The sequence below is a fragment of the Streptomyces sp. NPDC005706 genome (assembly GCF_040631045.1).
Taxonomy (GTDB): Bacteria; Actinomycetota; Actinomycetes; order Streptomycetales; family Streptomycetaceae; genus Streptomyces.
Window position 1 is genome coordinate 522,809 of record NZ_JBEXYS010000003.1, and the last position, 23,580, is coordinate 546,388.

Sequence of the window (23,580 nt, forward strand, 5' to 3'; positions counted from 1 at the left end):
CGGAAAGGTGGACGGGCTGCCAGGCTCAGTGGCGTGCGAGCCGGCCGACCTTGCGGGCGCTGAGGTCGACGACCAGCCACCTGGCGTCGATCCAGGGGCCGTTCTTGACCTTCGGGAACAGCCGCACGCAGCGGTGCTCGCCGCACTTGTCGAGCACGGCCGGCTGCCCGCCCGGGGTGGCGCGGTAGACGGCGCCGTTGAGCCGGAGCTGGTCCGGGGAGGTCAGCTCGTGGCCGGTGGCGTCCCGGTAGTCCGCCTTGAGGCCCGCGCCGAGCGGGTCGGCGATCAGCAGCCTGGCCGCCTCGGCGTTCTCGTCCCGGCTCAGCGGCGGCTGGACGCCCTGGCTGGTGACACTGCTGACGACCTTGCCGGTCCCCAGGTCCACCGTCCTGGTGATGAGCGCGTCGCTCTTGTAGTCGTAGAAGCTCACGTCGGCCCGGCGCGGCGCTCCCGGGTCGTCGAGTTCGTCCGCCTCCGGGTCGGCCAGGTCGACGCTCAGGCGCTGCGGGCCCCGCTGCCCGTCGACGTTCTCACCGGCGCTGAGCATCCGCCCGCTCAGGGCGATGCTCTCGACCCGCCGGATCTCGTCGTCGGTCAGCGGGTCGCGGCCCGTGCCCTTCTTCCCCTCGGCCGGCGCCTGCTTCACGACGCCCGGCGGGACCTCGCCCGGTCCCTGCCCCGCCTGCTGGGCGGCCGGTGTGCCGCCGCCGCCCTTGTTCCCTCCCGTTTCGTCGGCCCCCGCCGTGCCAGGAAGGGTGACCGCCACCATCACAGCGGTCCCGGCCACCGCCAGGGCCGCGCCGGCCACCACCTTGCCGAGATGTCGGTGCACTGTCTCGCGCACATCTGCCCCCTACTCCCCCAAGATCCCCGGGAGTACGTGTATCCCCACTGATTCGGCACACGGCGGGTACACGAGTCGCCGTATGCACTGGTCGGCCCGTAAGAGGGCAGTAAGTCTCGGGAGGTTCCCTCACTTTCGGGGAGACTCGCAGCCAACGCGCCCCCAGCGGGGCCGCACACCTGGAAGAGTCGTGGTCATGCAGGTCTGGCCTGGAGAGGCGTATCCGCTCGGCGCCACGTACGACGGCGCCGGAACCAACTTCGCGGTCTTCACGGAGGCCGCGCACCGAGTAGAGCTGTGTCTGCTGCACGACGACGGCTCGGAGACGGCGGTGGAACTGCGCGAGAGCGACGCGTTCGTGCGGCACGCGTACCTGCCGGGAGTGATGCCGGGACAGCGGTACGGGTTCCGGATGCACGGCCCGTACGACCCCGCGCGCGGGCTGCGCTGCAACTCGGCGAAGCTGCTGCTCGATCCGTACGCGAAGGCGGTCAGCGGGGCCGTGTCGTGGGGCGAGGAGGTGTACGGCTACCACTTCGGGGCCCCGGACGAACGCAACGACCTCGACTCGGCGCCGCACACCATGACCTCGGTGGTGATCAACCCGTACTTCGACTGGGGCGACGACCGGCCGCCGCGCACCGACTACCACCACACGGTGATCTACGAGGCCCATGTGAAGGGCCTGACGATGACCCATCCCGGGCTGCCGGAGGAGCTGCGCGGCACGTACGCGGCGCTCGCCCATCCGGCGATCATCGAACACCTGACCAAGCTCGGGGTGACGGCGCTCGAGCTGATGCCCGTACACCAGTTCGTGAACGACCACCGGCTGGTCGACATGGGCCTGAACAACTACTGGGGCTACAACACCATCGGCTTCTTCGCCCCGCACAACGCCTACGCGTCCTGGGGCGACCGCGGCCAGCAGGTGCTGGAGTTCAAGTCGGCGGTGCGGGCGCTGCACGAGGCCGGGATCGAGGTGATCCTGGACGTCGTCTACAACCACACGGCCGAGGGCAACCACCTGGGCCCGACGCTGTCCTTCAAGGGCATCGACAACCCGTCGTACTACCGCCTCACGGACGATCCGCGCTACTACATGGACACCACGGGCACCGGGAACTCGCTGCTCATGCGGTCCCCGCACGTGCTCCAGCTCATCATGGACTCGCTGCGGTACTGGGTCACCGAGATGCACGTGGACGGCTTCCGCTTCGACCTGGCCGCCACCCTGGCGCGGCAGTTCCACGAGGTGGACCGGCTGTCGTCGTTCTTCGACCTGGTGCAGCAGGACCCGGTGGTCTCCCAGGTGAAGCTGATCGCCGAGCCGTGGGACGTGGGCGAGGGCGGCTACCAGGTGGGCAACTTCCCGCCGCTGTGGACCGAGTGGAACGGCAAGTACCGCGACACCGTCCGGGACCTTTGGCGGGGTGAGCCGCGGGCGCTCGCGGAGTTCGCCTCCCGGCTGACCGGCTCCTCCGACCTCTACCAGGACGACGGCCGCCGCCCGCTCGCCTCGATCAACTTCGTGACCTGCCACGACGGGTTCACCCTGCACGACCTCGTCGCCTACAACGACAAGCACAACGAGGCCAACGGGGAGGAGAACCGGGACGGTGAGAGCCACAACCGGTCCTGGAACTGCGGGGCGGAGGGCGAGACCGAGGACCCGGGGGTACTGGGGCTGCGCGCCCGCCAGATGCGCAACTTCCTCGCCACGCTGATGCTGTCCCAGGGCGTGCCGATGATCAGCCACGGGGACGAGTTCGCCCGCACCCAGCGCGGCAACAACAACGCCTACTGCCAGGACAACGAGGTGTCCTGGCTCCGGTGGCCGGAGCCCGTGGAGAAGGCGCCCGCGCAGGACGCGTCCGCCGAGGAGGACCTGCTGGAGTTCGTCCGCGCGATGGTGTGGCTGCGCCGGGACCACCCGGTGTTCCGGCGGCGGCGCTTCTTCCACGGGCGGCCGGTGGAGGGCACCCGCGACGAGCTGTCCGACGTGGCCTGGTTCACCCCCGAGGGCAGCGAGATGACCCAGCGGGACTGGGACTCGGCGCCCGCGTCCGCGCTGACGGTATTCCTGAACGGCAACGCCATCTCCGAGCCCGGTCCGCGTGGCGAGCGGATCACCGACGACTCCTTCCTGCTGATGTTCAACGCCTCGCCCGAGGCGCTGGAGTTCCAGGTGCCGGTCGACCACGGCCGGCAGTGGCAGGTGGTCGTCGACACGGCCCGCCCGGACGGCGTGCCGCCGGGCACGGGCCCGAAGGTGGCGGCCGGCGACCGCGTCACCCTGCCGGACCGCAGCCTGACCGTGCTGCAGCGGCCCACCTAGACCGTGCCCGTGGGGGGCGCGCGCACTCCGGCGTGCGCCCCCCACGTGCGCAGGGGATGACACGAAATCCGGCGCGCTGGGTACGTAGGGTTCCATGACTGCTGCGCGACCCGGACCCGAGGTACCCACCGCCACCTACCGGCTGCAACTGCAGCCCTCGTTCCCGTTCGCCGCCGCCGCGGCGGCGGTCCCGTACCTGGCGTCGCTGGGCGTCTCGCACCTGCATCTGTCCCCCGTCCTGGAGTCCGTCCCCGGATCCACGCACGGATACGACGTCGTGGACCACGCGCGCGTGCGCGGGGAACTGGGCGGCGAGGACGGGCTGCGCGCGCTGGCGTGGACCGCGCGCGAGCACGGGCTGGGCCTGGTGGTGGACATCGTGCCGAACCACATGGCCATGGCGCCCCGGCACAACCGGGCCCTGTGGGAGGTGCTGCGCGAGGGGCCCGAGTCGCCGTACGCGCGCTGGTTCGACATCGACTGGGCGGCGCAGGGCGGCCGGGTTCTGCTGCCGGTGCTCGGCGGGCCGGCCGGCTCCGAGCTGGACGGGCTGGTGGTCGACGGGGACGTGCTGCGCTACCACGACCACGCCTTCCCGCTCCGCGAGGGCACCGCGGACCTCCCGCTGCCCCGGCTGCTGGACGCGCAGTGGTACCGCCCGGTGTGGTGGCGGCTGGCCCGCACCGAGCTGAACTACCGGCGTTTCTTCAGCATCTCCGAGCTGATCGGGGTGCGCGTGGAGGACCCGGAGGTGTTCGACGCCACCCACGCCAAGATCCTCCAGCTCCTCCACAAGGGCGTGGTCGACGGGCTGCGCGTCGACCACCCCGACGGGCTCGCGGACCCCGACGCCTATCTGCGGCGGCTGCACGAGGCCACCGGCGGGCGCTGGACCGTGGTGGAGAAGATCCTCGCCGACGGCGAGCACCTGCCCGCCTCCTGGCCGGTGGCGGGCACCACGGGCTACGACGCCCTGCGCCACGTCGACGGCCTGTTCACGGACCGTACCGGGGCCTACGAGCTGCTCGGCCGCTACCGGGCGTTCGCGGCTCCGCAGACGGACCGGGGCGGCAACTGGGACGCCACCGTCCGGCGGGCCGCCTACAAGGTGCTCACGCACGAACTGGCCACCGAGACCGACCGGCTCACCCGGGTGGCCGCCCGGCTGTGCGCCGCCTCGCCGGACCTGTCGCTGCGCGACCGGGCGCCGTGGGCGCTGCGCACGGCCGTGGAGGAGCTGCTGGTGCGGATGCGGGTCTACCGGCCCTACGTCTCCCAGGACGCCTCCGCCGTCATCACCGAGCAGGCCGCCGAGGAGGCCCGGCTGGCCTTCGTGGTGCCCGAGGAGGCTGACGCGGTCGGCATCGTGCGGCGGCTGCTCGTCGGGGACCCGGGCGACGCCTCGGCCCCGGACCACGCCGACCGGGTGGAGTTCCGCACCCGGTTCGCGCAGACCGCGTCGGCACTGCGCGCCAAGGCCGTGGAGGACACCGCGTTCTACCGCTACGTGCCCCTGCTGTCGGCGGCCGAGGTGGGCGGCGATCCGGGCTCGCCCGGGGTCTCCCCGGAGGACTTCCACGCGTACTGCGCGCGCGTGCAGCGCGACTGGCCCGCCACCGGCACGGTCGTCACCACCCATGACACCAAGCGCAGCGCGGACGTGCGCGCCGCGCTGGCCGTGCTCACCGAGTGCCCGGGCAGCTGGGCGAAGGTGCTCGCCGAGGTGTCCCGGGCCGAGGAGGGCGCCCCCGACGGGCAGCTCGCCTGGGCGGCCTGGCAGACGGTGTTCGGGCTCGGCCCGGCGGAGGAGGAGCGGGTCCGGGAGGCGCTGCTGAAGCACGTCCGCGAGGCCGGGATGTACACGAGCTGGACCGAGCAGGAGCCGCCGTACGAGGAGGCGGTGGCTACCTTCCTCACGGCGGGGCCGTGCGGGCCGCCCGGCGAGCGGGTGGCCGCCCTGCGCAAGGCGCTGGAGCCGCACATCCGGGCGAACGTCCTGGGCACCGCGCTGGTCCAGCTCACGATGCCGGGGGTGCCGGACCTGTACCAGGGCACGGAGAGCGAGTACCGGGCGCTGGTCGACCCGGACAACCGGCGGCCGGTGCCGTTCCCGCCTCCGGTGCCCGGCGAGAAGGACGCGCTGACGGCGGCGGCGCTGCGGCTGCGCGCCCGCCGGCCCGGCGCGTTCGGCACGGCGGCGACGTACGCCCCGCTGGCGGCGGACGGACCGGCCGCGGAGCACTGCCTGGCGTTCACTCGTTCGGGTGAGGTGGTCACGGCGGTGACCCGGCTGTCGCTGCGGCTGGCGGAGTCGGGCGGCTGGCGGGAGACGCGGCTGGAGCTGCCGCCGGGGCGGTGGGCGGACGCGCTCGGCCCGGGGCGTGAGTTCACCGGGCACGTGCCGGTGGCGGACCTTCTCGGCCCGTTCCCGGTGGCCCTGCTGGAGCGGACCGGCGAGGGCTGAGGCGCGGCGGTGAACGCGTCCGGGCGCCCCCGGGAGGCTCCCGGCGCCGTTCTTGACAGTTCACCCACGCCGTGCGGCACTGGGAGGGCGAAGCCGGTTGGACAAGTCGGGGGTGAGTCTCCTGCCGGAGCTGCGCTATCCCAGCGTTCCCCAATTGGTCGCCTCCGCCCGGGCGCTGGCCGCCACGGAGCCCCGGCTGTGTGCGCTCAGGCAGGTGGGCGCCTCGCGGGCCGGCCGGCCCCTGCACCTGTTGTCGGTGGGGCACGCCCGCCGGGCGGTGCTGGTGGTGGCGGGCGCCCACGCCAACGAACCGACGGGCGGCTGCACCCTGCGGACGCTGGCCGAACGGGTGCTGGACGCACCGGAGTTGCGGGCGGGCACCTCCTGGCACTTCCTGCTGTGCGCGGACCCGGACGGCGCGAGCCTGCATGTCACCCCGGCGCCGCGCAGCCTGCTCGACTACCACCGTGGGTTCTACCGGCCCACGGGCGCGGAGCAGCCCGAGTGGTCGCCCGCGGTGCTGCCGCCGGACCTGCTGCCGCCCGAGACGCGGGCCCTGACCGGGGTGATCGACGAGGTGCGCCCGTACCTCCAGGTGACGCTGCACGGCACCGATCTCGGCGGCAGCTGGGTGCAGTTGACGAGGGACGTGCCGGGACTCGCCGAGCCGTTCGCCAAGTCGGCGGCCGAGCTGCACATACCGGTGGAGACGGGCGCCTCGGACGCGGCGGGCTGGCCCGCCTCGGGGCCCGGGGTGCACGTGATGCCCGGCCCCGACAGCGGCGTCGCCTACCCGAGCCTGCCGGACGACGCCCGGCGCAGCACCTGGTACCACGCCCACCGCTACGGCGGCCTGACGGCGGTGGTGGAGGTCCCGATGTGGGCCAGCGACCTGGTGGGTGACCCCGCTCCGCACCCGGCACCGGCGGCGGCGATACGGCGGCTGGCGGCGCGGCTGCTGCGGGACGCGCTGGAGGTCGAGCGGGTGTTCGACGACGCGCTGCCCCGGCTGGGGGACACGGACGGGCCGCTGCTGCGGGCCGCGCGCTGGGTGCTCGACCTGATACCGGGCCTGGCCCGGGACTGGGTCCAGACCCCGCCGGCCGCCACGACGATGGCCTACGTCGGCAGTGTGGACGCCTTCGGGCGGCGGCTGCCGCTGCGGGCGGCGGCGATGCTGCTGCGGGTGCTGCGGGAGACGGACGACCGGGCGGTCCCCGCTCTGGAGCGGCTCGTCGCCTTCTGGTGCGAGGCCTACGCGGCGCGTTTCAAGGCCCGCTGGGTGCCGTTGGAGGACCAGGTGGAGCACCAGTCCCGGACCGTGCTGGTGGCGGCTCAGCAGGCCCGGGAGCGGGCGGGGTGAGACTTCGCCGGGGCGCGGGCGGCGTACGGCGTCCGCGTCGCCCGCGCCCGGGCGGTCCGCGGGGCGGGTCGCGTCCGACCGGGTCGGTCCGCCCTGTTCGCCGTACCGCCCGGCCGGCCGTCCCGCCCGGGTCACTCGTCCAGGGCGAAGACGGAACCCGTGCGCGCGTTCATGACGCACGTACCGGCGTACGTCTCCTGGAACTGGACCGGCCGCCCCTTCCACTCCCCGTGCGCGCGGGCGGTCACGGGGGCGTAGATCATCGGGCAGAACACGTCCTTCCGCGGGATGCGCGCGATGTCCCCGCCGGCGGCGGCGAGCCCGGCGCAGGCGGCGGCCGCGTGCGGGTGCCCCTGGGGCGGGTCGCACCGCAGCAGGGTGCCGTGGGATTCGGTGGAAGGGCTCTCGCCGTGGGTGACGGTCAGGTAGAGCCAGTCGCCGGACGGGGTGGCGCGGGAGGCGGCCTGGGCCGGTCCCGCGAGGAGGAGGCCGGCGGCGGCCAGCACGGCGCCGGCGGCCGCGGTCGCTCGGGTGATGTACGTCATGCCCGGTGCATCGGCACGGCGGCGCGCGTTCCCCACCCCCACTCACCCGAACGGAACCGCGCGGGCGGAGCCGTGAGCGGGGCCGGTCAGGTGTCCCGGTGTGCCGCCAGCCGGAAGACGGTCCGGCCGAAGGCGACCTGGTCGCCCTCGCGGACCACGACGGCGCCGGTCACCCGGCGGCCGTTGACGGTGGTGCCGTTGGTGGAGCCGAGGTCCCTGAGGATCCACATGCCGCCCTGGCGGCGCAGTTCGGCGTGCACCCGGGAGACGGTGTCGTGGTTCAGGCGCAGCCCGTTGGCGGGATCACGTCCGATGCGCAGCGGGTGGCCGCCCGCCGGGTGCGGCAGCAGCAGCTTGGGCAGCCGCTCGGCCTGCCAGGCCCGGCGCAGCCGTACGGAGAAGCCGGAAACGGCCTCGACGGTGCCGAACAGCACGCGAGAGAAACGGTTCTCGCGGGGCAGGTCGGCGGTGAGGGCCGCGAGTTCGTCCGCGCCGTGGGCGGCGAGGGCAAGTTCCATGCGGTGCACGAAGGTGTCGTGCGACAGCCGTCCCATGGCGACGCCTTCCCGCAGCACCCGCAGCGCCTTGTCGCGCTCCGCGTCGGACGGCCGCGCGGGTCGCAGGGGGAACTCGAAGGACGACGTCACGCTGGTGATTGTCAGGGGTGTGAACCCCCGGTGTCCAGAATCGGGGAAAACGGTGCCGACGTACCCGTACCCGCGCGACACCCGCCGGGAAAGCCCGGATTCGAAAGCGGATTGATCGCTTTCGCGGCACGATGGAGTGGCTACATCACGGTGAGCAGACGAAGGGGAACCGTCCGTGCAGTTCGAGGTGTGGGCACCGCAGGCAGACCGTGTGACGCTCCATTGCGACGGCGTGACAGGCGCGTTGGAGCGCGATCCGCAACGAGCCGGCTGGTGGCGGGGGGAGGCCGGGGCGCGGGACGGCTCGCGGTACGGGTTCGCGCTGGACGACGGACCGGTGCTGCCCGACCCGCACTCGCGCCGGCAACCGGACGGCCCGGACGGCCTGAGCGCGGTCGTCGACCACGGGCGGTACGCGTGGCGGGCCACGTGGGCGGGGCGCGGGCTGCCGGGGGCGGTGCTCTACGAACTGCACGTGGGCACGTTCACCCGCGAGGGCACCCTGGACGCGGCCGCGCCCCGGCTGGAACACCTGGTCGAACTGGGCGTCACCCACGTGGAGTTGATGCCGCTGTGTCCGTTCCCCGGGCGGCACGGCTGGGGGTACGAGGGGGTGTCGCTGTGGGCGGTGCACGAGCCGTACGGCGGCCCCGAGGCACTGAAGCGGTTCGTGGACCGGGCGCACGAACTCGGTCTGGCCGTGGTCCTGGACGTCGTGCACAACCACCTGGGCCCTTCGGGCAATTATCTGCCCCTGTTCGGGCCGTACTTCACCGACACGCACCACACGCCGTGGGGCTCGGCGGTGAACCTGGACGCGCCCGGCTCGGACGAGGTGCGCGCGTTCCTGGTGGGCAGTGCGCTGGCCTGGCTGCGGGACTACCGGCTCGACGGGCTGCGGCTGGACGCCGTGCACGCGCTGTACGACACGCGCGCGTGCCACTTCCTGGAGGAGCTGTCCGCGGCCGTCGACGTCCTCGCGGGCGAACTGGGCCGCCCCCTGTCGCTGATCGCCGAGTCGGACCTGAACAACCCGCGGTTCATCACCCCGCGCGCGGAGAACGGTCTCGGACTGCACGCCCAGTGGAACGACGACTTCCACCACGCGGTGCACACCGCGCTGACCGGCGAGTCCCAGGCGTACTACGCCGACTTCGCGCGGGACCCCCTCGACGCGCTCGCCAAGACGCTCACCGGGGGCTACTTCCACGACGGGACGTACTCGAGCTTCCGCGGGCGCGTCCACGGCCGGCCGCTGGACCGGACCCGGGTGGCCGGGCACCGGCTGCTGGGCTACAGCCAGACCCATGACCAGATCGGCAACCGGGCGCAGGGGGACCGGCTCTCCGCACACCTCTCCCCCGGCCTGCTGGCCTGCGCGGCCGCCCTCACGCTGACCGCGCCGTTCACGCCGATGCTGTTCATGGGCGAGGAGTGGGCGGCGGGCACCCCCTGGCAGTTCTTCACCGACCACACGGACCCGGAGCTGGCCGGGGCCGTACGGCGGGGCAGGCGCCGGGAGTTCGCGCAGCACGGCTGGGCCGAGGAGGACGTACCGGACCCGCAGGACCCGGCGACCCGGGACCGGTCCTGCCTCGACTGGTCGGAGCCGGAAAGCGAGCCGCACGCGCGCGTGCTGGCCTGGTACCGGCGGCTGATCGCGCTGCGCCGGGAGCAGCCGGACCTGACCGATCCCGACCTCGCCGACACGAAGGTGGCCCACGACGCCGGGGCACGCTGGCTGGCGTTCCGGCGCGGGGACGTCCGGGTGGCGGTGAACCTGGGCAAGGAGGAGGCCGCGATCCCGCTGGGCACCGGCCGGGTGGAGGTCCTCGCCGCGTGGGACCCGGTGCGGGCGCCGGGCCCGGACGGACTGCTGCAGGTGCCCGGGGAGTCGTGCGTGGTGCTGATCCAGCCCTAGCCGCTACGGCGGGGTTTCGTCGTCGTCCTTGAACTCGGTCACCCGCTCCAGCAGGATCGGCTCCCAGGCGCGCCGCAGCCGGCTGCGCAGCAGCGGCAGGGAGCCGGGGGCGCGGCCCTCCAGGTGGCCGGCGAGCCGCAGCACGGTGTCGCAGCGGGCGAGCCACAGGCCGCGCAGACAGGGGCGGGGGCCGTACCCGGCGAGGGTGGCGGCGCGCACGGCGGCCGGGGAGCCGACGGCCACGGCGAGCCCCGCGATGTCCTCGGCGGGGTCGCCGAGGGCCGCCTCGGTCCAGTCCAGGACGCCGCGCACCCGGCCGTCGGCGCTGACCACCACGTGCTCACCGGTGAGGCCGTGATGGGTCAGGACGGCGGTGCCGTGCTGCGCGGCGAGCTGGGCGGCGCCGGGCGGGGTGAGGTGCAGCCGGGTGGCGTCGAACTCGTCGGCGGTGGCCAGCCGTTCGGCCGCCTGTACGGCCATGCGGCGCAGTGCGTCCAGGGAGCGCGGGGCGGTGCGCGGCACCCCGAGCGCCTCGGCCTGCCGTACCGGCACCGCGCGCAGCCCGCCGAGCAGCCCGGCGAGGTCGGCCTCGCCGACGGCGGAGACGTCGTGCTCGTCGGCGGTGCCGCCGGGCACCACCGTGTCGAGGGTGTAGGCGAGTCCGGGCGCCCAGTCGCCGTGGGCGACGCTGACCGGGACGGTGACGGGCACGTGCGGGCGGACCAGGTCGCGCAGGCGCAGTTCCCGGCGGCGCCGCGCCGAGGCGTCCTGGTCGGGGGCGAGGCGCAGCACCTGCCGGGTGCCGACCCACCAGGTGTGCTCGTGGCCCTCGCCCACGGAGTGGACGTCCGGCCCCCCGTCCTCGCCGGTGTTCCGGCCGGTGCTCTCCTTGAGCAGCGAACGGACCAGTCGGCGGACGGTGTCCGCGGTGGGTGTCGGTGCCTGGGTCATGGGTCGCGCGCAGCCGTTCCGATCCGTCGTCGAGGGTGTGTCTCCCGGTCCCCTCAGTCCACTATGACCATCTCACGGGTGGTGTTGTTGAGACGGCGGCCGCCGTCCCCGGTCACCGTGACGATGTCCTCGATGCGCACGCCGAAGCGGCCGGGCAGATAGATGCCGGGCTCCACCGAGAAGCACATGCCGGGCACCAGGGGCTGTTCCTCGCCCTCGATCATGTACGGCGGCTCGTGCGTGGTGACGCCGATGCCGTGCCCGGTGCGGTGGATGAAGTACTCGCCGTATCCGGCGTCGGTGATGACCGCGCGGGCGGCGCGGTCGACCTCCTGGCAGGCGACGCCCGGCCGCACGGCCCGGAATCCGGCCTCCTGCGCGGCGCGGACGATGTCGTGGACCCGGCGCTCCTCCTCGGTCGGCTCGCCGACGTGCACCGTGCGCGTGGTGTCCGAGCCGTAGCCGTCCTTGAGTCCGCCGAAGTCGAGGACGACCATGTCGCCGGGCTGGATGACGCGGTCGCCGACCTCGTGGTGCGGGTTGGCGCCGTTGGGACCCGAGCCGACGATGGTGAAGTCGACCTGGGAGTGCCCGAAGCGGCGCAGCAGGTCGGCGAGGTCGTGGCCGACGCCGGACTCGCGGCGGCCGGCGAAGGGCACCTTGCGGATCTCCTCGAACGCCTGGTCGGCGGCGGCTCCGGCGGCCGCCAGCAGGTCCAGTTCGGCGGCGTCCTTGACTCCGCGCAGCATGGGCAGGGCGTCGGTGAGGGCGGCGTAGGAGGTGCCGGGCAGGGTGCGCTGAAGCCCCAGCAGATGCATCGCCCAGGTGTTGTCGCTGATGCCGAGGCGTCCGTTCGCCGCGAGGAGGGCGGCCGTGACGGCGTAGGGGTCCTTGGCGTCGGTCCAGTCACGCAGGGTGAGCACGGACGCTGCGGGCGACCGCTCGGCGTCCGGGGCCTCCAGGGTGGGCACGACGAGCACGGGGTCGCGTCCCGGGGTCAGCACCAGCACGGTGAGCCGCTCGGTGACCGCGGTGGGCGTGTAGCCGGTCAGCCAGACCATGTCCGGTCCCGGTGCCACGAGCAGTCCGGCGAGGCCGGCGTCGGCGGCGGAGCGCGCGGCGCGCTCCATGCGGGCCCTGTAGTCGTCGGCGTTGAAGGGCGCGGGCGTACTGCCGGTCATTCCGGGGCCTCCGAGCGCGGTCGAGTGACGGGGCGAAGGTGTTCCGGGCAGCATCCTGCCCGGCTGGGCCGGGCGGCGCGAGCCGATGACGAAGTCCGCGCGGAGCGGTAGGCGGGCGCCGGGGCCCGGCACAGGACCGTCAGCGGCCCCGGTACGGGGGTGACCTGCGGCTTCCGGGCGCCCCGGCGGCGCGACGCGAGCATGCCGGGGCAACGCGCCCCCGGCGGGACGGTGCGGCCCGGATGCGCGGCGCGCGGCACGGGCCCGGTCAGGTCGGCTCAGGTGAGGTCAGGTCACGACGCCCGGTACGACGGTCAGCTGCTGGTAGCCGCCGCCGCTGCGGCGGACGGTGAGGGTCACCGTGGCCCCGGGCCGGGCGTGGGACACGGCGCGGGCCAGGTCGGCGGCGGTGTCCACGCGGGCGGCGCCGAACTGCAGCAGGACGTCGCCGCGTACCAGGCCCGCCGTGTAGCCGGGGCCGGGCACATGGACGCCGGTCACGAGCGCGCCCGCCTTCGGGGCGTCCCCGGCCTCCACGCCCAGCGTCGCACCGGTGGCCGGGGCGCCGGCGGGGCCCGGGAAGGGGGCGGGGGCGCTGCCCGCCTTGGCGACGGGGGCCGTTCCGGCCGGGTGGTCCCGCGGCGGGGCCTGCCGCCGCAGCTCGGCCGGCCGCCTCATGCCGATCACGGTGGCGCCCACCGTGCCGATGCCCACCCCGCAGAGCAGCACGACGGTGCCGGTCAGCAGCCCGAGCAGCAGGGTCCGGAGCCGCCGGCCGCGCCGGCCCGCGGCGTGCGGCCGGCCGACGGTGGGTTCCGCGGCGGTTTCCTGCCGCCGCTCCCGGCCGGGCATCGGCTTGGGCCGCAACGCTGTCTGTTCCATGGTTCACTCGCCTCCGGATGGTGCCTACCCGGGGCGCAGGGCCGCGACGAGACACGAACGAGTGAGACTGGCCGGAGGGTGGCGCGGGGTAGCCATGGGACCGGTGCCCGGACGCCGGCCGGCGCGTGAGCCGCCGGCCGGGTGGCCCACGGCTCACGTCCGGTCCGTCAGCCCGGGGACAGCACCGGCACTCCGGGGGTACGGCCCGGCAGGAAGCCGTGGGCGCGCCGACCGAGCCACTCGGCCTTGTAGCGGTCGACCTCCCGGTGCCAGTTCAGGATGCCCGCCATCCAGTTCTGCAGGTCCAGGACATAGCCGTCCATGACCGCCCGCGCCTCGCCGGAGAGCTGGAAGTCCTCGTACAGCACCGGCAGTTCGTGCGCGACGACATGTTCGAACTGCCGCATCCGCTGGGTCGTCAGGTCGTGGACGACGCCGAGCGCGGCCGGGTAGTCCACGCCGAAGAAGTTCTGCACGACGAGCACGGCGTTGTGGATCTCGCCCTCGTACTCGATCTCCTTCTGGTACGAGAAGATGTCGTTGAGGAGGCAGGCGTAGTCGATCGCGGCGTTCTCCAGGGAGCGCACCGGGCCGCTGCGGTAGACCTCGGACGGGACCGCCGGGCCGTGGCCCATGCGGCACATGCTCAGGGTGAGGTCGGAGCCGAAGGTCGAGCGCCGCATCTCCAGGTAGTCGACCGGGTCGGGGACGCGGTGCAGCGCCTGGTTGGACAGCTCCCACACCCAGCTCTCGGTCATGGTGTCCACGGCCGCCTTGAGGGTGCGCCGCTGGTCGGGCGTCATCTCCGCCGTCGTGCGCGCCCACAGGTCGGTCAGGCCGCGCTCCATGGCGCTCATGGGGACGGCGGCCGGTTCGCCCTCCACCGGCATGCAGGCGGAGAGCCGGGCCGTGGTCAGCCGGGCGGCGGCCAGGTCCCGGCGGTGGCCGTACACCAGGGGGTAGTAGTCGTCGCCGTACGTGCCCCAGGCGAGCCACTGGGCGCTGAGGCCGAGGGCCTGCGGGGTGGCGTCCGGGTCGAGGCCGGCGGAGCAGAGCGCGAGATCGTACGCGGCGAGCTTGTCCTCGTCCCAGACGCCCTCGCCGAGGATGCCGATGCGGTGCGACCACTCGACGAGGCCCCGGCGGGCGGTGTCCAGATGGGGGCTCAGCGCCAGCTCGTACGGCATGTGGAAGTCGGGCAGCCGGGACGGGCCGACCTTCTGGTACGGCACGTGCGAGTGGGCGCGCAGGCGCTCCGCGGCGGCCGCGGCGAGCAGCGCGCCGACGTCGGCGGCGGAGGCGCCGGGGCCGCTCGGCGGCTGCCAGGGGGAGACGGACCGGGCCCCCGCGTTCATGTAGCGGCTGGAGCGCAGGTGCCATTCGTGGCCTCCGGACTGCCAGTCCTGGAGTCCCTTGGCGTAGGCGGCCACCGCGGCGACCTCACCGGGCGCGAGTCCCTTCTCCAGGGCGACGGCGGGCACTTCGGTGAGCGCGGTGTGCTCGAACTGGTGCAGACGTGAGGTGAGGATGTCGTTGACGGTGTCGGCGGCCTCCTGGGTGGTGCAGCCGAAGAACGTCTCCAGCACGAGGACGCCGTTGCTGTTCTCGCCCTCGTCCTCGACCTCACGCTGGTAGGAGAAGAGGTCGTTGCGCAGGTGGACGGCGTCGGAGAAGGTCTCCATGAGCACCCTGAGCGGCCGGGTGCCGGCGACGGCGGCGGGCACCTCGGCGGTGGCGTACTCCACCAGCCCCGCCGACCAGGGGGCGCCGCCCACCTTGCGGCGCATCTCGATGTACTCGACCGGGTTGGCGATCCGCCCCTCGTTGATGTTGGACAGCTCCCACAGGGACTCGTTGAGCAGGTGCTCGGTGGCGACGGAGAAGCGGCGGCGCCAGTCGACGGACATCGTCGGCACCGTGCGCCGCCACAGGTCGGCGAGGCCCGCCTCGACCGGGTTCTCCGGCTCCGGCACGGGCGCGGCGGGGTCGAGCGGCATGAACAGGGACAGGCGGTCCAGGTGGGCCTTTCCGGCGGCGCGGTCCTGGGTGTGTTTGTACATGTCCAGGAAGTGGTCGTCGAAGAAGAACACCCACACGTACCAGTCGGTGATCAGGGAGAGGGCCGGTCCGTCGCAGTCGGGGCGGGTGTAGGCGCACAGGAGCCCGTAGTCGTGCGCCTCCAGGTCGGCCTGATCCCAGATCCCGGAGCCCTCCAGCATGCCCGTCTCGCGCGCCCACGCCGTCGAGTGGGCACGTGCCTCGTCGAGGTGCGGGTTGAGCCGCGCGGGATACGGCATGTAGAAGTGCGGGAGTTCGAACGGCTGCGTCATGGCGGGCCCCTACCCGGCGCCCGGGAGGGCCATCCGGGGCACGGCGCATGATCACACCATCGCGTGAAATGCCATGGAAAGGGACAACTGGCGCGGAGGCCGGTGCCGTTGGCCGCATGTGACGCGGGTGTGCGCCGCGCGCCCGTCCGCCCCCTTGCCGGGTGACCCCGGCGCGGGCCACCGTGGGAGGGTGACGACCCTGACGCGAACGGACCCGGGCGGGCCGGCGTGAGCGTGCGCGAGGCCCCGCCGGTGCCCGATGTCTTCGACCCGCGCCGGTACGCCGCCGGGGTGCCCCACGCCGACTACCGCGTCCTGCGCGACCACCATCCGGTGGCCTGGCAGGAGGAGGCGGAGGTGCTGGGCTGGCCGGCCGGGCCCGGGTTCTGGGCGGTGACCCGGCACGCCGACGTGGTGCGTGTGCTCAAGGACCCGGCGACGTTCTCCTCGCACCTCGGCGCCACCCAGATCCGGGACCCCGACCCGGACGACCTGCCCTTCATCCGGCGCATGATGCTCAATCAGGACCCGCCGGACCACGGCCGGCTGCGGCGGCTGGTGAGCCGGGCGTTCACACCGGGGCGCGTCGACCGGTTCGCGGCGGTCGCGCGGGAGCGGGCGCGCACGCTGCTCGCGCGGGCGCTGCGGGAGGCGCGCTCGGGCGACGGCACGGTCGATCTGGTGGCCGCCGTCACCGACGAGTACGCCCTGCTCAACCTGGCCGATCTGCTCGGCGTTCCGGAGAGCGACCGTGGTCTGCTGCTGCACTGGACGCGGCGGGTGATCGGCTACCAGGACCCTGACGAGGCCGCTCCCCCGGTGCTGGACGGAACGGGCAGGCCGGTGAATCCGCGGTCACCGGCCTCGCTGCGGGACATGTTCGCGTACGCCCGGCAACTGGCCGCGCACAAGCGGCGGTCCCCGGCCGACGACATCCTGACGACCCTCGCCCACGACGAGGATCTCGCCGGCACCGAACTGGAGATGTTCTTCTTCCTGCTCACCGTCGCGGGCAACGACACGGTGCGCGGCGCGGCTCCCGGCGGGCTGCTGGCGCTGATGGAACACCCGGACGCCCACCGGCGGCTGCGCTCCGGAGAGGTCGGACTCCGCCCCGCGGTCGACGAGTTGCTGCGCTGGCATCCGCCCGTGCTGACCTTCCGGCGGACGGCCGCGCGGGACACCGAGCTGGCGGGGCGCCGGATCCGGGCGGGCGAGAAGGTCGTGGTCTTCCACGCCTCCGCCAACCGTGACGAGCGGGTCTTCGCCGATCCCGGGCGGCTGGACCTCACCCGCTCGCCCAACCCGCACGTCTCCTTCGGGGACGGCCCGCATGTCTGCCTGGGCGCCCATTTCGCGCGGCTCCAACTGCGGCTGCTGCACGAGGAGGTGCTGCGCGCCCTGCCCGGCCTCCGGCCGGCCGGTCCGGCGCGGCGGCTGGTGTCCAACTTCATCAACGGCGTCAAGTCATTGCCCGCGTACGTCGTTTGACGCGTTCACCTGGATCAGCGCGTGGGTGCCGGCGGTGCGCCAGCGCTGGCCCTCCGCGGCGACCAGCGCGGCCTCGGTGGCCGGGGTGAGGCCGGTGATCACGTCGGACTTCAGGGTGCGCAGGGCGGCGACCGGGCCGGGGAAGCCGGCGGTGGCGTCCTGGAACGACGTGGTCGGCGGCCACCGCCGGTCGCCCACCAGACGCCGGTAGTTGAGGTCGCCCTTGACGACCGTCAGGGTGGCCGGGGCGAACTCGGCCCGCAGGTCGTCCGGCAGGCCGGCGTACGGCAGCGGGGCGCTGGAGAAGGGGTGGGCGCGCACCGTGACCCGCCCGTCGGCCATGGCCGCCCAGAGCAGCCGCCCGTACTCCCCCGCCGCTCCGGGCGCCGCGACGAGCCGCCGCATGGCGTCGACCACGTCGGCGGTGGTGGCGTCGGAGACGTAGTACGGGTACGGCTTGACGTGCAGCACCGCCCGGCCGATCCGGCCCGCGCCGAGCAGGTGGGCGATCAGCAGCAGATCGGGGACGAGTTCACGGCCCGCGTTGTCCGCGACCAGGCAGAGCGTGCCGGCGCCGGCGGGCGGCAGCAGCGACCACAGGATCTCGCTGTCGTCGGCGACCAGGGCGGGCACCGGTCCGGCGGCCTCGGCGTCCCCGGCGGAGAGACGGAAGCCGAGGTCGGCGCGGTTGCCCCAGAGCGAGCCGTGCAGCAGGGCGCGGGCCCGTTCCGGCTCCGGCCGGTCGCGCAGCGCGTCGAGCGCGGCCAGTTCCTCGCCGGTCTCCGGGGCGTCGAGTTCGGCGTGCTTGAACGGGCGGAAGGGATCGACGCCCTGCCAGGGGCCCGGGCCGAAGTAGCCGACGGCCTCGAGCAGCAGGCGGTAGAAGTAGCTCTCGGACCACAACCACGGCACGTCGAACCAGGACCGGCCCACGTGGTCGTCCAGGCCCCAGGCACGCCACCGCTCCACGTCGCCCGCATCCTCGGGCAGCGGTTCGAGCACACCGTCGAGGCAGCTCTTCAGCAGCTCGTCCAGCGCCCGGTGCTGCCCGGGACCGTAGGGGAAGGCGTCCCGTACCTGCCGGATGATCGCGGGGTGCCGCTCGGCCAGCACGCTGTGCGGGAACGAGCCGGGTTCGTGTCCGAGGAGCACGGGCGCGGCGGGGGTGTCTGGCATGCCCGTCACCGTACCGCGCTGGTCAGCCGGTTCTGATCTCCCGCTCCAGCTGCGTGGCGAGGGTGAGGTAGCGGGGTCGGCGGTGCACCGGCACCACGCCCCGGATCATGAAATACCACATCTCGGCCACTCGTCGGGGCAGCCGTCCGACCGGTTCGAGGGAACGGCCGGCGACCCGGGTGCCGATGAAGAAGCAGACGAGGGAGTGCGCGACGACGCCCACGTCTATCTCGGGGTGCACATCGGCCTCCCGGACGGCACCGCTGAACTTGCGGCCGGCGAACTCCAGCCACTCGGTGAACGGATGCCGCATGGGCGGCCGCACGGGGACGTCCGTGGTGGCCAGGCGCAGTCCGGCGCGCGGCACCGGGTCCTCGACGGCGAGCCGGGCGACGGCGAACGTGGTGCGCATCAGGGATTCCAGCGAGGAGTAGCCGCGGCCCTCCACGTCGTCGACGACCTTCTGCGCGGCCCTGGACTGAAGGTCGAGGATGGCGTGGGCCAGGTCCTCCTTGGCGGCGAAGTGGAAGTACAGCGCCCCCTTGGTGACCTTCGCATGCCCCACGATGTCACTCAGGCTGGTGCACTCGTAGCCCTGCCGGTCGAACAGGTCGGCCGCGGCCGTGATGATCGTCGCCCGTGTCTGCTCCGCACGTAACTGCCTCGCCATCGAATGACCCCTCCTCGCGGCTCGACCGAACGGGACACGCGGTTTGTTTTGCCTCACGCACACGATAACTCACGGAACAGCCACGGGAGTCGGCCAGTCGGAAATTCGTCGAGGACAGTTTTCGCCCAACCGCACCGGCACCGCCTCGACCTTGCGTTCCGCAAACGGTTTCCGTCAGGAACCTCCTGTTCCGCTACTCCGATGGTTTCCACAAGCCAAGTACCGGCACGGTCGGCCCCGTTGACGGGCACGCATCCGGACAGACGGCCTCCCGGCCTGCCGCCTGCGGCGACGCGGGCGAAAACAGCCGACGCGGTCTGTGATGAACGCGGCGTTCGCGTCCGCCGTACTGGATGCGGCAGACCTCGTTCCCGCGCCCGCCGAGGAGACGTCCCGGATGACTCGGATGACCGCCCGCCTGAGCGTCACGGCGGCCGCAGCCGTGGCCCCGCTCCTGCTCCTGCCGTGGGTGGCGGGGTCCGCCCGGGCCCACGGCGCCCCCACGGATCCGGTCAGCCGGGTGTACGCCTGTTCGCCCGAGGGCGGCGCCGCGAACCGGTCCGCGGCCTGCCGGGCCGCGGTGTCCGCGAACGGCGCTCCGTTCACCGCGTGGGACAACCTGCGCGTGGCGGGCGTGGCGGGCCGGGACCGGCAGGTGATCCCCGACGGCAGGCTGTGCAGCGGGAACCTGCCCGCGTACCGGGGGCTCGACCTGGCCAGGACGGACTGGCCGGCGACCCGGCTGGCCCCGGGCGGGCGGCTGACGATGACGTACGCCTCGACGATCGCGCACACCGGCACGTTCCGGCTGTACCTCACCCGGCCGGGCTACGACCCGGCGAAGCCGCTGACCTGGTCCGATCTGCCCACGCGCCCCTTCGCGGAGGTCAAGGACCCCCCACTGACGAACGGGGCGTACCACCTGAGGGCCACCCTGCCGAAGGACCGGACGGGACGTCAGATGCTGTACACGATCTGGCAGAACAGCAGCACTCCGGACACCTACTACTCCTGCTCCGACGTGGTGTTCCCGGAGCAGGCCGGCGCGGCGGCGAAGGCCCCGAAGCCCGCCGGGACCCCGGAAGCACCGGTGAGCGCGCGGCCCACGCGGAAGCCGGCCGCCCGTCCCTCGGCACCGGCCTCCGCCTCCGCTCCCGCCGGGACGCCGGGCACCCCGTCGGTCGACGCCGGTGACGGCACACCGGTGGCCGAGGAGACCCGCGCGGACGCGGGCCCCTCGGCTCCGTTGGTGGCGGGCGGCGCCGCCGCGGTACTGGCGCTCGTCGCGGGCACGGTCCTCGTCCTGCGGCTACGGCGGCGCTGAACGCCTGCTACTCGGTGCTCAGTTGACGTACACCCGGGCACCGGCGTCGGTGACGGGGGCGTACTTCGCGGTGAAGTAACCGCTGGCGAAGCACAGGGACGAGCCGGAGAACTTGGTGAACTGCTGGTTGGTGAAGGTGATGCTGCTGTCGGTGTTGCTCGCCGTGCCGGTCAGGCCCGCCGCCCGGTAGACGCAGGTGACGGTGCCGAGCAGGGTGCGCAGCTTGACCGTGGTCTGGATGGTGGAGCCGCTGGGCGGTGAGACGGTGAGGGTGCCGGCGGAGGTGACCGTCGCGGTGTAGGGCAGGTTGTCGATCACGATGCTGCTGACGCCCAGCACGCCGGTGACGTTGCTGGTGCAGCTGCCGGCGTCGAAGCTGTGGCCGGTGACCGACTCGGTGGCCGTGCCGGGGGCGGCCGGGTTGTCGGCGACCGTGGCGGTGAACTGCGAGGTCTTGCAGCTCACGCCGCTGGTGCCGGTCGCGCTGGAGTAGAGGGTGGCGGAGGTGCCGGAGGCCAGCGGCGCGGTCAGGGTGTCGCCCACGGCGGCGGCGGCACCGCCGGTGCCGCCCGTGGTCAGGACGGCGCCGCCGGCCGCGGACGACGGGACGGCGGTGGCGACGGTGAGCGCGGTGGCGGCTCCGGCCAGGGCGAGGAGGGTGCGCGTACGCATGGGGGTGCCTCTCTTCGAAGTGGGGGTGATGTGGGGTGAGGTGGGGGGTTGAGGGTGCCGTCGAAAGGGATGGGGCCTGGCGGCGTACCGGGGCGTGACGCCCCTGCCGGTCCGCCACCGTTGCCGGTCCGTGACGCCTTCTCCGTACGTGACGGACCGGCAGCGGCGGCCGGCCGGTGAACCGGCACGAGGCCGGGAAAGGGCCTGCCGACCGGGCCGGACGGCCGGACCACGGCAGGGCAGGGCGAGGCGGGGCGCGAAGGGCGGTGGAGCGTGCCGGGCCGGCGTGATGCCGGGCGGAGCGGTGATCAGAAGGGGCCGGGAAGGCGGCCGTTGCCGCTCGGCGGATCCGGCGCCACGGATCCAGGGGAGACCAGGCAGAGTTTTAGACCTGATGGACCATCAACGTCAAGGCCTGCAACAGGAGTTGCCGTCCGGTCGCACCGTCGACACTCTATTTTCACAACTCCCTTGACCCTTCAAAGTAACCGGCGGTAACTTCCGAGAAGGCTACTGACGCGTAACGAGAAAGCCCTTGCACCCGCCGGGAGTGCGAGGAGGCGTACGCGCGACAGCCATGTCCGCGCCAGGACACCGCGCCACTGGAGCCCGATCCGCATCGATCCATGCCCATGGGAGCAGACACATGGCCTCGTCACCGGACTTCTCGTCCGTCGGCAACACCCCCGAGAACACCGCAAGCGGTTCCCCCGAAGCACCGGACACCCCCAGACGGGGACGGGTCCGGGCGCGCCGGGCCGCGATGATGGCGGTGCCGGCCACCCTGGTCGCCGCCGGCCTCGCGATCCTGACCGCGCAGGGTGCGCTGGGCGTGCAGTTCGCCATCTCCGGCATGCCGTTCGTGGTCACCGCGGACAAGCTGGAGGGCACCGGGTTCGAGCAGTTCGGCGCCCTGGACAACATGATCGAGAACAGCCCCAACCAGGGGGACACGGGCGGCCAGGAACTGGTCGTCACCTCGGTGGTGAAGGACGGCACCCTGACCAACCTCTGCCAGAGCGTCGACCTCGGCGGCATCCAGCTCGTGCTCACCGCCGGCGGCGGCGCCAAGCCGGTCAGCGTGTCGAACCTGGCCATCGACTCGGACGACATCAAGGGCAACGCCACGTTCGACGGCATCGAGATCGGCCGGGACGCCAGCACCTTCGACAAGGCGGACGTCCAGGGCCCCGAGGGTGTCTACGGACAGCAGGCCGACAAGGTCGTCATCACCGACCTCTACCAGCACAACTACGCGGCCACCGCCGCCGTGTTCAAGCTGCCGAACCTGCACATGCGGTTCGACGGCGACGGCTGCCCCCGGTGAACCGCTTCCGGCAGTGGAGGGGGCGCCGGCCGTTCGCGGGCGGTCTGCTGCTGGTGCTGGGCGGTGCCGAGATCCTGGTGACCATGAAGGCGCCGCTCCCGGTGATCCTGCACATCGGCATGCAGGGCCTGGCGGGCTATCTGCTGCCGGTGCTGATGACGATCTGCGGTCTGCTGATCCTCTTCAGCCCGGGCCAGCGCCTCTTCTACTCCCTCACCGGGATCCTGCTGTCCCTGGGGAGCTGGCTCACCTCGAACCTGGGCGGCTTCCTGGTCGGCCTGCTGCTCGGCGCCGTCGGGAGCTGCCTCACCTTCGGCTGGCTGCCCGACCAGCCGCCCCGGACGAGCCGCCGGCGCCGTGCGCAGACACGGGCGGCGGCCCAGGGCGCCGGGGAACCGGTGCGGGCCTCCGGGGAGCCGGTGTGACTCCCCGGAGGGGGGCGGTCAGCTCAGGCCGGCGGAGGCCAGCCAGGCCTTGGCCACGTCCAGCGGGTCCTTGTTCTGCGACTGCACCTGGGTGTCCAGGTCCAGCAGGGTCGCCGTGTCCAGCTTGGCGGAGACGGCGTTGAGCGCGTCGGCGCCCTTCTGGGAGAGTTCACCCTTGCGGACGAGCGGCTGCACGTTCTCGAAGCCGAACAGGTTCTCCGGGTCCTGGAGGACGACGAACTTCTCCTTGGCGATGGCCGGGTCCGTGGTGAAGATGTCCGCCGCCTGCACCGCGTTCTTCTTCAGCGCGGCCTGGGTGAGCGGGCCGCCCGCGTCCAGCGCCTTGAAGGACTTGAACTCGAGCCCGTAGACGGACTTGAGGCCGACCAGGCCCTGCCGGCGGGTCTGGAACTCCGGTGAGGCGCCGATGGCCAGGTCCTTCGCCACGTCCTTCAGGTCGGCGATCGAGGACTTCCCGCTGAGGCCGTACTTCTTGGCGGTGGCCGCGTTGACCGTGATCGAGTCCTTGTCCTCGGCGGGCGAGGGCTCCAGCAGGGTCAGCTTCGAGTGCAGCTTGGCCTCGATGGCCGAAGTGGTCGCCTCCAGCGTCTTCGGAGCGGCCTTCGGGTCCAGGTAGGCCAGCAGGGCGCCGTTGTACTCGGGCAGCACGGTGACGGAGCCGTTCTTGAGCAGACCGTAGGTGGTCTCCCGGCTGCCGATGTTCGGCTTGTAAGTGACCTTGATTCCCTTGGCCTTGAGGGCTTCGCCGTAGATGTCCGCGAGCAGGATGCTCTCGGCGAAGTTGTTGGATCCGACGACGACGCTGTCGCCACTCGCGTTGCCGTCCGTCAGGGGGTTGTCGGCCTTGCCGTCGGAGGAGCCGCATCCCGCCAGCAGCGCCGTCGCCGCCGCGAGGGCGACAACGGCCGCGCCTCGGTTCCTCCGGATTGACCTGCTGATGCGGTTGATGGAAGTCACTCGACGATCCAATCCAGCCGGTTCCGACTCAGTCAAGTGATCTCCGGTCAC

General features: G+C 73.1%; 19 protein-coding genes. 8 read left to right on the forward strand and 11 right to left on the reverse strand.

What is annotated here, in order from left to right; translation table 11 throughout:
• Positions 1-25 precede the first annotated feature (25 nt).
• A complete protein-coding gene (locus ABZ478_RS08820) occupies positions 26-844 on the reverse strand; it encodes a Tat pathway signal sequence domain protein (protein WP_359546629.1) in 819 nt (272 codons plus the stop codon).
• Positions 845-1,040: 196 nt separating this feature from the next.
• On the opposite strand from ABZ478_RS08820, the gene glgX reads away from it, so the two are divergent.
• The 3 genes from glgX (at position 1,041) to ABZ478_RS08835 (ending at position 7,009) form a co-directional block, all read left to right on the forward strand.
• On the forward strand, positions 1,041-3,182 hold the full coding sequence (glgX, locus tag ABZ478_RS08825) for a glycogen debranching protein GlgX (protein ID WP_359546631.1): 2,142 nt from the start codon (positions 1,041-1,043) through the stop codon (positions 3,180-3,182).
• Between the two features lie 94 nt (positions 3,183-3,276).
• Positions 3,277-5,646, forward strand: coding sequence for a malto-oligosyltrehalose synthase (gene treY, locus ABZ478_RS08830; RefSeq protein ID WP_359546633.1), 2,370 nt, complete (start codon positions 3,277-3,279; stop codon positions 5,644-5,646).
• 112 nt (positions 5,647-5,758) lie between these two features.
• The gene (locus ABZ478_RS08835; RefSeq protein ID WP_359546635.1) at positions 5,759-7,009 is read left to right on the forward strand and encodes a M14 family zinc carboxypeptidase; all 1,251 of its coding nucleotides are present in this window, start codon (positions 5,759-5,761) and stop codon (positions 7,007-7,009) included.
• Between the two features lie 131 nt (positions 7,010-7,140).
• Here ABZ478_RS08835 and ABZ478_RS08840 read toward each other — a convergent pair whose 3' ends face one another.
• Complete coding sequence (locus ABZ478_RS08840; RefSeq protein ID WP_359546637.1) at positions 7,141-7,554, reverse strand: SSI family serine proteinase inhibitor; 414 nt, start codon at positions 7,552-7,554, stop codon at positions 7,141-7,143.
• 86 nt (positions 7,555-7,640) lie between these two features.
• Positions 7,641-8,201 (reverse strand): DUF1707 and FHA domain-containing protein, encoded by a 561-nt coding sequence (locus tag ABZ478_RS08845; RefSeq protein WP_359546639.1) that lies wholly within the window; start codon positions 8,199-8,201, stop codon positions 7,641-7,643.
• Between the two features lie 175 nt (positions 8,202-8,376).
• Here ABZ478_RS08845 and treZ point away from each other — a divergent pair, with 175 nt between their 5' ends.
• Positions 8,377-10,122, forward strand: a complete 1,746-nt coding sequence (gene treZ, locus ABZ478_RS08850; RefSeq protein ID WP_359546641.1) for a malto-oligosyltrehalose trehalohydrolase — start codon at positions 8,377-8,379, stop codon at positions 10,120-10,122.
• Positions 10,123-10,125: 3 nt separating this feature from the next.
• Here treZ and ABZ478_RS08855 read toward each other — a convergent pair whose 3' ends face one another.
• The 4 genes from ABZ478_RS08855 to cyc2 form a co-directional block, all read right to left on the reverse strand.
• The gene (locus ABZ478_RS08855) at positions 10,126-11,073 is read right to left on the reverse strand and encodes a phosphotransferase (protein WP_359546643.1); all 948 of its coding nucleotides are present in this window, start codon (positions 11,071-11,073) and stop codon (positions 10,126-10,128) included.
• A 53-nt stretch (positions 11,074-11,126) separates the two neighbouring features.
• Positions 11,127-12,254, reverse strand: coding sequence for an aminopeptidase P family protein (locus ABZ478_RS08860; protein WP_359546645.1), 1,128 nt, complete (start codon positions 12,252-12,254; stop codon positions 11,127-11,129).
• 288 nt (positions 12,255-12,542) lie between these two features.
• Positions 12,543-13,136 (reverse strand): PDZ domain-containing protein, encoded by a 594-nt coding sequence (locus ABZ478_RS08865; RefSeq protein ID WP_359546647.1) that lies wholly within the window; start codon positions 13,134-13,136, stop codon positions 12,543-12,545.
• A 167-nt stretch (positions 13,137-13,303) separates the two neighbouring features.
• Positions 13,304-15,466 (reverse strand): germacradienol/geosmin synthase Cyc2, encoded by a 2,163-nt coding sequence (gene cyc2 / locus ABZ478_RS08870; protein ID WP_359546649.1) that lies wholly within the window; start codon positions 15,464-15,466, stop codon positions 13,304-13,306.
• Positions 15,467-15,694: 228 nt separating this feature from the next.
• Here cyc2 and ABZ478_RS08875 point away from each other — a divergent pair, with 228 nt between their 5' ends.
• Positions 15,695-16,957: a cytochrome P450 gene (locus ABZ478_RS08875; RefSeq protein WP_359546650.1), complete on the forward strand. Its 1,263-nt coding sequence runs from the start codon at positions 15,695-15,697 to the stop codon at positions 16,955-16,957.
• On the opposite strand, the gene ABZ478_RS08880 is transcribed toward ABZ478_RS08875, so the two are convergent.
• Positions 16,934-18,133 (reverse strand): damage-control phosphatase ARMT1 family protein, encoded by a 1,200-nt coding sequence (locus ABZ478_RS08880; protein ID WP_359546652.1) that lies wholly within the window; start codon positions 18,131-18,133, stop codon positions 16,934-16,936. The genes ABZ478_RS08875 and ABZ478_RS08880 overlap by 24 nt on opposite strands.
• A 22-nt stretch (positions 18,134-18,155) precedes the next feature.
• Positions 18,156-18,803, reverse strand: coding sequence for a ScbR family autoregulator-binding transcription factor (locus tag ABZ478_RS08885; RefSeq protein WP_359546654.1), 648 nt, complete (start codon positions 18,801-18,803; stop codon positions 18,156-18,158).
• 397 nt (positions 18,804-19,200) lie between these two features.
• On the opposite strand from ABZ478_RS08885, the gene ABZ478_RS08890 reads away from it, so the two are divergent.
• Positions 19,201-20,127, forward strand: coding sequence for a lytic polysaccharide monooxygenase (locus ABZ478_RS08890; RefSeq protein ID WP_359546656.1), 927 nt, complete (start codon positions 19,201-19,203; stop codon positions 20,125-20,127).
• An 18-nt stretch (positions 20,128-20,145) separates the two neighbouring features.
• Here the strand turns inward: ABZ478_RS08890 and ABZ478_RS08895 are convergent, their stop codons facing one another.
• The gene (locus ABZ478_RS08895) at positions 20,146-20,799 is read right to left on the reverse strand and encodes a Tat pathway signal sequence domain protein (protein ID WP_359546658.1); all 654 of its coding nucleotides are present in this window, start codon (positions 20,797-20,799) and stop codon (positions 20,146-20,148) included.
• A gap of 646 nt (positions 20,800-21,445) precedes the next feature.
• On the opposite strand from ABZ478_RS08895, the gene ABZ478_RS08900 reads away from it, so the two are divergent.
• Both ABZ478_RS08900 and ABZ478_RS08905 read left to right on the forward strand, forming a co-directional pair.
• Positions 21,446-22,126 carry a DUF6230 family protein gene (locus ABZ478_RS08900; protein ID WP_359546660.1) on the forward strand — a complete coding sequence of 227 codons (681 nt, stop codon included), beginning with the start codon at positions 21,446-21,448 and terminating at the stop codon, positions 22,124-22,126.
• Entirely contained in the window at positions 22,123-22,551 is a 429-nt protein-coding gene (locus ABZ478_RS08905) for a DUF6114 domain-containing protein (protein ID WP_359546662.1), read from the forward strand. The genes ABZ478_RS08900 and ABZ478_RS08905 overlap by 4 nt, the downstream gene beginning before the upstream one ends.
• 18 nt (positions 22,552-22,569) lie before the next feature.
• Here the strand turns inward: ABZ478_RS08905 and ABZ478_RS08910 are convergent, their stop codons facing one another.
• A complete protein-coding gene (locus tag ABZ478_RS08910) occupies positions 22,570-23,529 on the reverse strand; it encodes an ABC transporter substrate-binding protein (RefSeq protein WP_359546664.1) in 960 nt (319 codons plus the stop codon).
• Between the last annotated feature and the right edge of the window lie 51 nt (positions 23,530-23,580).